This is a genomic window from Alcaligenes sp. Me129 (assembly GCF_050487245.1).
In the GTDB taxonomy this organism is placed as follows: domain Bacteria; phylum Pseudomonadota; class Gammaproteobacteria; order Burkholderiales; family Burkholderiaceae_B; genus Alcaligenes; species Alcaligenes phenolicus.
Genome location: NZ_JBKQGX010000034.1, coordinates 1 through 8,887, shown reverse-complemented (window position 1 = coordinate 8,887; position 8,887 = coordinate 1). Strand labels below are relative to the sequence as shown.

At 57.9% G+C, this 8,887-nt stretch carries 10 protein-coding genes; 8 read left to right on the top strand and 2 right to left on the bottom strand.

The features are described 5' to 3' along the window. The first annotated feature begins 312 nt into the window (after positions 1 to 312). From modA to modD, 3 genes are read left to right on the top strand one after another with little or no spacing between them, the layout of a single operon-like run. Complete coding sequence (modA, locus tag ACLPGZ_RS19490; RefSeq protein ID WP_239054966.1) at positions 313 to 1,023, top strand: molybdate ABC transporter substrate-binding protein; 711 nt, start codon at positions 313 to 315, stop codon at positions 1,021 to 1,023. 11 nt (positions 1,024 to 1,034) lie between these two features. Then, entirely contained in the window at positions 1,035 to 1,688 is a 654-nt protein-coding gene (modB, locus tag ACLPGZ_RS19485) for a molybdate ABC transporter permease subunit (protein ID WP_035269950.1), read from the top strand. Further along, positions 1,685 to 2,587: a ModD protein gene (gene modD, locus ACLPGZ_RS19480; RefSeq protein ID WP_239054965.1), complete on the top strand. Its 903-nt coding sequence runs from the start codon at positions 1,685 to 1,687 to the stop codon at positions 2,585 to 2,587. Before modB ends, modD begins: the two co-directional genes overlap by 4 nt. A gap of 247 nt (positions 2,588 to 2,834) precedes the next feature. On the opposite strand, the gene ACLPGZ_RS19475 is transcribed toward modD, so the two are convergent. Beyond that, positions 2,835 to 3,728, bottom strand: coding sequence for a LysR family transcriptional regulator (locus ACLPGZ_RS19475; protein ID WP_239054964.1), 894 nt, complete (start codon positions 3,726 to 3,728; stop codon positions 2,835 to 2,837). An 88-nt stretch (positions 3,729 to 3,816) separates the two neighbouring features. On the opposite strand from ACLPGZ_RS19475, the gene ACLPGZ_RS19470 reads away from it, so the two are divergent. The 3 genes from ACLPGZ_RS19470 to ACLPGZ_RS19460 all read left to right on the top strand — a co-directional run bounded on the left by ACLPGZ_RS19470 (position 3,817) and on the right by ACLPGZ_RS19460 (position 6,452). Further along, positions 3,817 to 4,563 (top strand): sulfite exporter TauE/SafE family protein, encoded by a 747-nt coding sequence (locus tag ACLPGZ_RS19470; protein WP_239054963.1) that lies wholly within the window; start codon positions 3,817 to 3,819, stop codon positions 4,561 to 4,563. 170 nt (positions 4,564 to 4,733) lie between these two features. Continuing rightward, positions 4,734 to 5,219 carry a PaaI family thioesterase gene (locus ACLPGZ_RS19465; RefSeq protein ID WP_239054962.1) on the top strand — a complete coding sequence of 162 codons (486 nt, stop codon included), beginning with the start codon at positions 4,734 to 4,736 and terminating at the stop codon, positions 5,217 to 5,219. A 225-nt stretch (positions 5,220 to 5,444) separates the two neighbouring features. Further along, entirely contained in the window at positions 5,445 to 6,452 is a 1,008-nt protein-coding gene (locus ACLPGZ_RS19460) for an AraC family transcriptional regulator (protein ID WP_060186580.1), read from the top strand. Here ACLPGZ_RS19460 and ACLPGZ_RS19455 read toward each other — a convergent pair. Beyond that, positions 6,449 to 6,961: a 2,4'-dihydroxyacetophenone dioxygenase family protein gene (locus ACLPGZ_RS19455; protein ID WP_239054961.1), complete on the bottom strand. Its 513-nt coding sequence runs from the start codon at positions 6,959 to 6,961 to the stop codon at positions 6,449 to 6,451. The genes ACLPGZ_RS19460 and ACLPGZ_RS19455 overlap by 4 nt on opposite strands. 432 nt (positions 6,962 to 7,393) lie before the next feature. Between ACLPGZ_RS19455 and msuE the strand changes: the two genes are divergently transcribed. Together msuE and ACLPGZ_RS19445 are read left to right on the top strand one after the other, a co-directional pair. Continuing rightward, positions 7,394 to 7,981, top strand: coding sequence for an FMN reductase (gene msuE / locus ACLPGZ_RS19450; protein WP_239054960.1), 588 nt, complete (start codon positions 7,394 to 7,396; stop codon positions 7,979 to 7,981). Continuing rightward, a partial coding sequence (locus ACLPGZ_RS19445; RefSeq protein ID WP_429641887.1) for an LLM class flavin-dependent oxidoreductase occupies positions 7,978 to 8,887 on the top strand: 910 nt, incomplete at its 3' end. The genes msuE and ACLPGZ_RS19445, both read left to right, overlap by 4 nt.

Genomic DNA, 8,887 nt, shown 5'->3' with positions numbered 1-8,887 from the left:
AGCCGTAAGCCGTAAGCCGTAAGCCGTAAGCCGTAAGCCGTAAGCCGTAAGCCGTAAGCCGTAAGCCGTAAGCCGTAAGCCAGCTCATGAAAACATCATGTTCACACCGCGACAATGCCTCCTTGTCATGCCCTCCATCACATCTGCTTGATCGCGGTTTGCCGTCCTCTCCACACCTCTCAACCCTGCGGTCGAGCCACAGCGTCTGATACCACTTTCAAACCCACGGCCTAAAAGCCCCCTGGTGGTCCCTGTCTGCTTCTTCTCGTTATAAACTCAAACTCATAACGAATTTTACTGACAGGAAACCCTATGAAATCTCTGCTGCTTTCTGCCGCCAGCCTGCTGGCACTGTCCACCACCGCTCAGGCCTCCGACCTGCTAATCGCTACTGGCGCAGGCTACCGCAAACCCGTCACGGAATTGATGGAAGCCTTCAATAAAGAAACAGGCCTGGCGGTAGAGAGCAGCTTTGGCAATATGCAGCAGGTCCGCGCCCAGAGCGAGCAAAATCCAGACATTGCTGCCATTATTGGCGACCGCTTTTTTCTGGAACCCATGGGCATTGCCCAGCAGTTTGTGAACATCAGCCAGGGTGCCCTGATGCTGGCCGTGCCCAAAGGCAAGACCATTGATTCCATCCAGGACTTGCAGCAGCCCAGCTATGCCCGCATTGCTATAGGCGATGCCAAGAAAACCGTCTACGGTCGCGCCGCCACCACCTGCATGGAACGTGAAAAAATCCAGGCCGAGGGTCGCAGCATTGAAGTCGCCATGCTGCCGCAAGTGTCCACCTACCTGCTCAATGGCGAGGTGGACGCCGGTTTCATCAACCGCAGCGAAGCGCTGGCCCACAAGGACAAGCTGGGCACCACCCTGCCCATGCCAGCCCAATGTCACGACCCGATTGATCTGAGCCTGGCCGTGCTCAAGGACCGTCCTGCAAGCCCTGCCTTGCAATCCTGGACCCAGTTCCTGGGCTCGGACAAGGCCAAGTCCATTCTTGAGCGTCACGGCCTGTGATGTCCGCCTGGATGAGCTGCTCCAGTAGCTCGCTGGGCCTGAGTGTATATGTGCTGGCCGCCACCTTGGTGGCCCAATTGGTTCTGGGGGTAACCCTGGCCTGGGTACTGGCCAGAAAGCGCTTCCCAGGCCACGGATTACTCGATTCACTGGTGAGCCTGCCGCTGGTTTTCCCACCGATTGTTATCGGTTACTTGCTGCTGCTTGCCCTGGGCAGGCAGGGCTGGTTGGCCAGTGCCACCGGCTGGTCACCCAATATTGTTTTTCAGCCCGCGGCCTTGCTGATCGCCGCCTTTATCGCCGGGCTGCCATTGATGGTCAAACCCGTGCAAAACAGCATGAACAGCCTGTCGCCACGGCTGCGTGAAGCGGCAGCCACACTGGGCCACGGCACCTGGTCCTACTTCTTCCGGGTGGAATTGCCCTTGCTGCGCCCTGCCTTGGCCACGGGACTGATTCTGTCAGGCGGACGGGCCATGGGAGAAGTGGGCATCTCGCTGATGTTGGGTGGCAATATCGCAGGTCGTACCGAAACCCTGTCTTTATCTATCTACAACGCCGTCCTGGATGGCGACACAGACTGTGCCAATGCGCTGTCCTGCTTGCTGGGGCTGACGGCATTAGCCTGCTTTTGGGCGCTGCGGCGCTACGGGAATCAAAAATGACGGTTTTTTTTGAACAAAGCCAAATCGACCAATGGATTGGCGAGGATGCCTCCTACCTGGATCTGACCAGCCACATGCTGGGACTGCACAACCAGAACACCACACTGCGTTACGTCGTGCGTGACCATATCCGCGTGGCAGGCACTGAGGAGGTGGCCGAGATTGTGCGCTCTTGCGGCGGCCGGACTCAGCACTACACCCCCAGCGGTGTGGCGGCCATGCCCGGTCAGACCATCTTGCTGGCACAAGGCCCCGCCAAAGCCTTGCTGCGCGCCTGGAAGGTCGGCCAGAACCTGCTGGAGTTTGCCTGCGGCATCGCCACCCTGACACATCAAGTCGTGCAAGCCGTGCAAACGGTAAATGCCTCGGTGGCTGTGCTGACCACTCGCAAACATGCACCCGGTGTACGCAAGTTGGCCTTGAAAGCCACACTATCGGGCGGAGCCATGCCGCATCGGCTGGGACTGGGCGAAACCATTTTGATCTTCCCCCAGCACCGCGCGCTGATGGGTGGCTGGGAGGAGGTGGGCCGGGCGATTGCCCGTCACAAATACGCCTTGTGCGAAAAGAAAATCGTGATCGAAGCGGCAGATCTGGATGAAGCCTATAGCGCGGCTCAGGCGGGTGCGGACGTGGTGCAGTTCGACAAAGTCCCGCCCGAGACCCTGGCACAAATTGTGCCTGCGCTGCGCAAAGCGCATCCCAACGTCACCATTCTGGCAGCGGGCGGGATTCATGCAGGTAACGCAGCCGCCTATGCCGCAACGGGTGTCAATGCCTTGGTGACCAGCAGCCTGCACTACGCGAAACCGGCCGATATAGGAGTGAAGATCAGCTTGGCGGAGCCAGCAGAATCGCAAGAGCCGCTTGTTGCCAGCAAACTGGAAGGGCTGGAATAAGGTCACCGGCCGCTCACTATTTGTCAGCCTGACCCACTAGGGTGTTAAGCGAAAACAAAGAAGGTGAGCTCCGGCATTAGAGCCAGTCATCAAACGACAGAGTTGCAAGGCACCACCAATAGAAAAACAGATCGCTGAATCCGACAAAAAATGCGGAAATCAGCATGAACCTTACGCCTGGCATCTGCCCCCTGGCGGCTTGGAAAGCATGCAGCTCCGTGAACACGTTTTCACAAAAAACGTGGGCTCAGACAGTCTCCTTAGACCCCAAATGCTGCAACAAGCGCTGCATGGGTTTGGATAGGGCGCCCCAGTCCTGATAACACAGGCACAAGGAGCGCTTGGCCCAGGCGTCGCTCAAAGGCCGCGCCGCAAAGCCATGGCGACGCTTGTAGCGGCTGGCCACGCCTTGCGGCACAATCCCCAGGCCCACACCGTGGGCCACCATCTGGCACAGCCCTTCGAAGGTTTTCATACGGATGCGCTGCACCCAAGCATGGCCCGCTGCGCGAGCATGTTCGTCCAGATGGTCTTGCAGGGCATTACCCGGCATCAGGCCCACGAAGGGTTCATGCAGAACATCCAGCAAGCTCAATTTGCTGTGTGCCGCCAAGGGGTGAGCCGCAGCCATAATCAGCACCAGATGATCCTTGGCAACCGGCTCCAGCATCAGCCCCGGTGCCTGCACTGCATTCGACACCACACCGGCCTGGGCCAAACCGGCGGCAACCGTACGCAAAATATCTGCGCTGGTACGCTCTTTCAGCTCGATATGCAGATTCGGCCGTTGTGCCAGCCAGGGTGCCAGGCGTGATGGCAGAAAGTCGGTTAAGGCCGCCGTGTTCGCATACAGGTGCAAAGTCCCCCGCGCTCCAACAGCAAAATCCTGCAACTCGCCTTTCAGCAGATCATGCTGACGCGGCATCAAACGGGCATGGTGGGCCAGCGCCTCGCCTGCCTCTGTGGTGACGACTCCCCGTGGCAGGCGCTCCAGCAAAGCAACGCCGGCATCGTCCTCGATACGGCGCAAACGCTCGCTGGCCGAAGCCAGGGCCAGATTCGCGCGTACCGCTCCCTGTGTGATGCTGCCTGCATCCACAATGCTCAAGAACAAATGCAGATCGGCCAGACCCAGTCGCATCACCACTCCTGAAAACCTTCGGATAAACCGAAGGATAGCGCCTTAAATCCACATTGTGTGCATCTGCCTGCCACGCTTCAATACAGGCATGCACGAATCTCTCTCTTTCCTTCTTCTACTCAGTGCCATCTTCCTGATAGCGGGCATGGTCAAAGGCATTACCGGCATGGGCCTGCCAACGGTAGCCATGAGCTTGCTGGGCCTGATGATGTCACCGGCCTCGGCTGCCGCCTTGCTGGTGCTGCCTTCTTTTATCACCAATGTCTGGCAATGCTTTGCCGGGCCGTCCATGCTGGCTTTGCTGCGCAGACTCTGGTCCATGATGCTGATCATTGTGCTGGGCACGCTCTGGGGCTCAACGCTGCTGGCCAGTACCTCACCACAGCTATCGGGCATGGCCTTGGGTATCGCGTTGCTGGTGTATGCAAGCTATGCGCTTATCGCCCCCGCCCTGACCGTGTCGCCCCGCTTCGAGCCCTGGCTGTCACCCTTGATTGGTCTGGTGACCGGCGTGGTGACCGGCATTACCGGCGTTTTTGTGATGCCAGCCGTCCCTTATCTGCAGGCCCTGAATCTGGATAAAGACGAGCTGGTGCAAGCCTTGGGGCTGTCCTTCACTATTTCCACCCTCGCGCTGGCTGGCGGTCTGTTCATGCACGATGTCTTCAAGCTGAACCAGCTGGGCATGTCCACCTTGGTGATTGTTCCGGCTTTGCTGGGTATGTGGCTGGGACAAAAGATCCGCGTGCGCATCAGCCCGCGCCGCTTCAAGCAATGCTTGCTGCTGTTTCTGGCGGCCCTGGGTCTACAACTGATTATTCGACCTTTTATTTAAGGCTGACCGCAGCATGACCCTCTCCGTTTGCGACGTGAATCCGCCGGTGCAAGCGCTTTTAAGCTAAGCCACCACACTGACAGCGTCATTCACTATGTATTGATCCGCCAAGAGCCACCCTCACGGCCAGCACCACATTCTCAAATCGCCTAGCAACGACTGGAGCCACCATGCCAAGCTCATCTCGCCACTTACCCGTACTGGAATATCTGCAACGCCAACTGAATGGCACACTGGCCGAAGGCGAGCACACGCATATGCGTTACCCCACCGCAATTTCCCGGCTACTGAACTTTCGTATTACCGCTATAAATGAAGCCAGCGCCACGCTGGAACTGGACGCAGACGCTGCCTTGCATGGCAACCAGCAGGGCACGGTCCATGGCGGCCTCTTGTGCGAACTGGCCGATGCCGCCATCGGCACGGCCCATTCCACCTTGATGCAGGAAGGCGAGAGCTTTACCAGCATTGATCTGAAAGCCACCTTTCTGCGGCCAGTCTGGCTAGAGCGGCTGCAAGCCCATGCCTGGGCCACGCATCGCGGGCGCAGCATCAGCCATTACCGCTGTGAAATCCAGCGAGAAGACGGCAAGATGATTGCGACAGTGGAAAGCGCCGTCATGACCTTGAAAGGGGATCGGGCCCAGGGGCGTTAAAACTCCTGCTGCAGACTTCTTCAAGCCTCAACCACAGCACCAAGAAGCAGACAGCTTCTTTTAAACTTAAATAAAATAGAAAACTGGCTATCTATCTGTAAATAAATAATATTCTGAAACCGACCAGCCCCGATCAGGGATAGCCCCCATGCCCACCCAGCCGCTCAACTTTTACACTAGGCGCTGGTCACGCGCATCCTTATGCTCTGGAACAAGGGGTTCCCAATGTCGGCAGAAAATGGCTTGGATCTGTCGGTGTTGTACCGCCATCCAATCTTTCATTCGCACAGCGCCGAGCTGTCTCATCAGCCGCTTAGCCGGGCCATTTCCCGGCATGCCCTGCATTGGGGTCGCGGGCGCATCAACACCAGCCTGTACCGTCGCGATATTGATCAGATCAGCCTGATGCGACTGGGCTATGGTGCCGAAGTGGAAATCCAGGCCGATGCCTTCGGGGACTTCTGCCTGGTGCAAATGCCTTTGCAAGGTACAGCCGAATTCATCAGCGATGGCCATCACAAACTAACGGCCTATCCCGGCGATATTGCGGTGGTGTCTCCCCGCCATCATGTGCGCACCTTGTGGCAGGCCGGTTGTGAACAGTTGATCGTGAAAATTCCCTACAGCTTGTTTGATGGCGTGGGCCATCAGACTCTGGCACAAGAGGGCATGACCCGGGGCTGCGTCTACAAGCTGGACCCCTGTATGGGCCCACAATGGGCCAACCTCATCCAGCATCTGCTTCTGCTACCGACGCAACATAGCGACCGTCCAGCCAACTGGACACAGCATATTGAAAGCAGCCTGGCCTTGTTCTTGCTGTGTCATCCTGCCGATGAACAAGCCGTGCAGACTCTGGTGGATGAGTCCATGGGAGCGGCGGCCCGAGCAGGGCAGATGCGTCTGCTCCAAGCTAAAAACTATGTATTGGCGCATTTGCACAGCAACATCTCACTGGATGATCTGGCGCAGGCAGCGGGTGTGAGTCCCCGCTTCCTGCATCTGCTGTGCCGTCGTCACTACAAACAGTCCCCCATGAGCTGGGTACGCAATCTGCGTCTGGACGCCGCCCATCAGGTGCTGCAAAGCCGACCCCGCCCCAACGTCACCGAGGTGGCACTGGCGCATGGTTTTGGGCATCTGGGGCGGTTTTCTGCCTACTACCAGCAACGCTTCAAGGAACTGCCCCATCAAACGGGGCAGACACGGCACACAAGCATCAAACAGTCCTAGATGAACATGGACTTGTTGATGGGCAGATTGTGCTTCTTACAGTAGCTGGTGTAGTGGTCGATCATCCAGAACACATCAATGATTTCCAGGATGTTGTCGTTCTCGTCCAGGAACTCGATAGGCGTGCCCAGGTGAAACAGGGTTTCCATGCCTTCGTCGGACACCAGGGTGTGCGTGCGACCGGGGCTTTCGTGGATGTAATGACCGGCGCGGGCCACCCAATCGTATTCCTCGTAGCGCAGGCTGCCGGACAGAATGTAGCCGGTCACCACAGCGCGGTGGCGATGACGCCCCAAAGAACCACCTTTGTCAGCGCGCATGATGTGCACCGAGGTGTTGTTGCGAATATCAAAGCTCAGGTGACGCAGCCAGATATTGGGGCCGAAAGGAATCCAGGGGGAGGTTTCCTCGGACGCATCGAAGTGGCCTTCAACCAGCGCGTATTCGTCGCGTACCTTGTCGATGCGTTTTTCAATGTCGATATAGGGTGGGGTGCTGTTTTGAGTCATGACTTGTCTCTCTCATAGAAATAAAAGCCGCTGTGTTTCCCACACAGTCGGATGCCAATCCCCCCGGATTGACCTGGTTTCATTCTATGAAGCCATTTGGCGCCGAACTATCCAGCTTTGGCACAACGTAGCGGCGCACTATCCAGTTCTGGCACTCCTGTTCCGATCAGCTTTTTTGCCCCCGAAAAAGACCGGCGACGAACTCCTGACACAGTTCATGCTCATGCCATTTGGCAGCTCATTTTTTCACATTCAACAATACTGATTTTCATAAGCAAATCAAAAGAGTAAGGACGCTTATCGACCATAAACACATGAGCGAATTGTCTTTCGTGGCCGCGACGATCAGGCATGTAATACAAGACATTGACTCGCACAGGTGCCCCCGTTTTCTGGCGGCACCTTGTTCTGATTTCACTGCAAGGAATTGCCATGAGCCGCCCTCTGAAAACCGTTATTGTGAATGGGAGCCTGCACCGTCCCTCCCGCACGCAAGTGCTGCTGGATGCGCTACGCGACACACTGAACGACCAACTGGCACTGGACGTGCAAAACATCGAGCTGGTCAGCCTGCTGCCCGAACTTGGCGCGGCCCTGTCCACCGACGCCTTGCCCGCCCAAGCGCATCAGGCCATCACCGCCATTGAGCAGGCCGACTTTCTGATCGTGGGCTCGCCCATCTTTCGCGCGGGCATTCCGGGCTTGCTCAAGCACCTGTTCGATCTGGTCGACATGAATGCCCTGAATGGCACCCCCGTATTGCTGGCCGCCACTGGCGGCAGCCAACGCCATGCCCTGGTCATCGAACATCAGCTACGGCCCCTGTTCAGCTTCTTCCAGGCTCTGACCTTGCCCATCGGGGTCTATGCCACGCCCGAGGAGATTCAGGACGGCGAAGTCACCAGCGCCGCCCTGCAACAGCACATCCAGCGCACCGTTGATCTGGCCGTGCCGGTACTGCACAGTATTCAAACGCGTTTGCCGCTGCGAAACTCTGTTCTGGAGGCGCAGGCAGCATGAGCCAAATCACCTCCACCACACCCGATATTTTCTGGTTCCTGCCCACCTCGGGCGATACCCGTTATCTGGGCAAATCCGACTTTGGCCGCGCGCCTACCAACGAGTATCTGCGCAGCATTGCCGTCACCAGCGAGAACCTGGGTTATGACGGCTTGCTGATTCCCACCGGCGCCTCCTGCCTGGACCCCTGGGTGGTGGCGGCCAGCCTGGTTCCTGTTACCCAGCGCATCAAGCTGCTGGTGGCACTGCGTACCTCTTTGGGCGCTCCCGTCTCCAGCGCACGTCAGGCAGCGTCCCTGGACCAGGCCCTGCATGGCCGTTTGCTGCTGAATGTAGTGCCTGGCGGCGATGCCACCGAATTGGCCGCCGAAGGCGTGTTTCTGGACCACGATGCCCGTTATGAATACGCCCATGAATACCTGACGATCTGGCGTCAATTGCTCTCTGGCGACACCGTGAATTTTCAGGGCAAGCATTTCAAGGTAGAGAATGGCCGCAACTTTTTCCCGCCTGTGCAAAAACCCTATCCGCCCTTGTACTTTGGCGGCTCCTCGGACGCCGCCCATGAACTGGCTGCCGAGCATGTCGATGCTTACCTGACCTGGGGCGAACCACCGGCTGCTGTGGGCAAGAAATTTGAGGACATCCGCCGCCGTGCCGCCGCCCGTGGTCGCAAATTGAGGCTGGGGGTGCGCTTGCACGTGATCGTACGTGAAACCAATGAAGAAGCCTGGGCCGAGGCGGATCGTCTGATCAGCAAATTGACGGACGAGGACATTGCCAAAGCACAGGCCAACTACGCCAGCATGGACTCGGTAGGCCAGAAACGCATGGCGGCCTTGCATGGTGGCCGTCGCGATCAGCTGGAAGTCTCGCCCAATCTGTGGGCAGGGGTGGGGCTAGTAC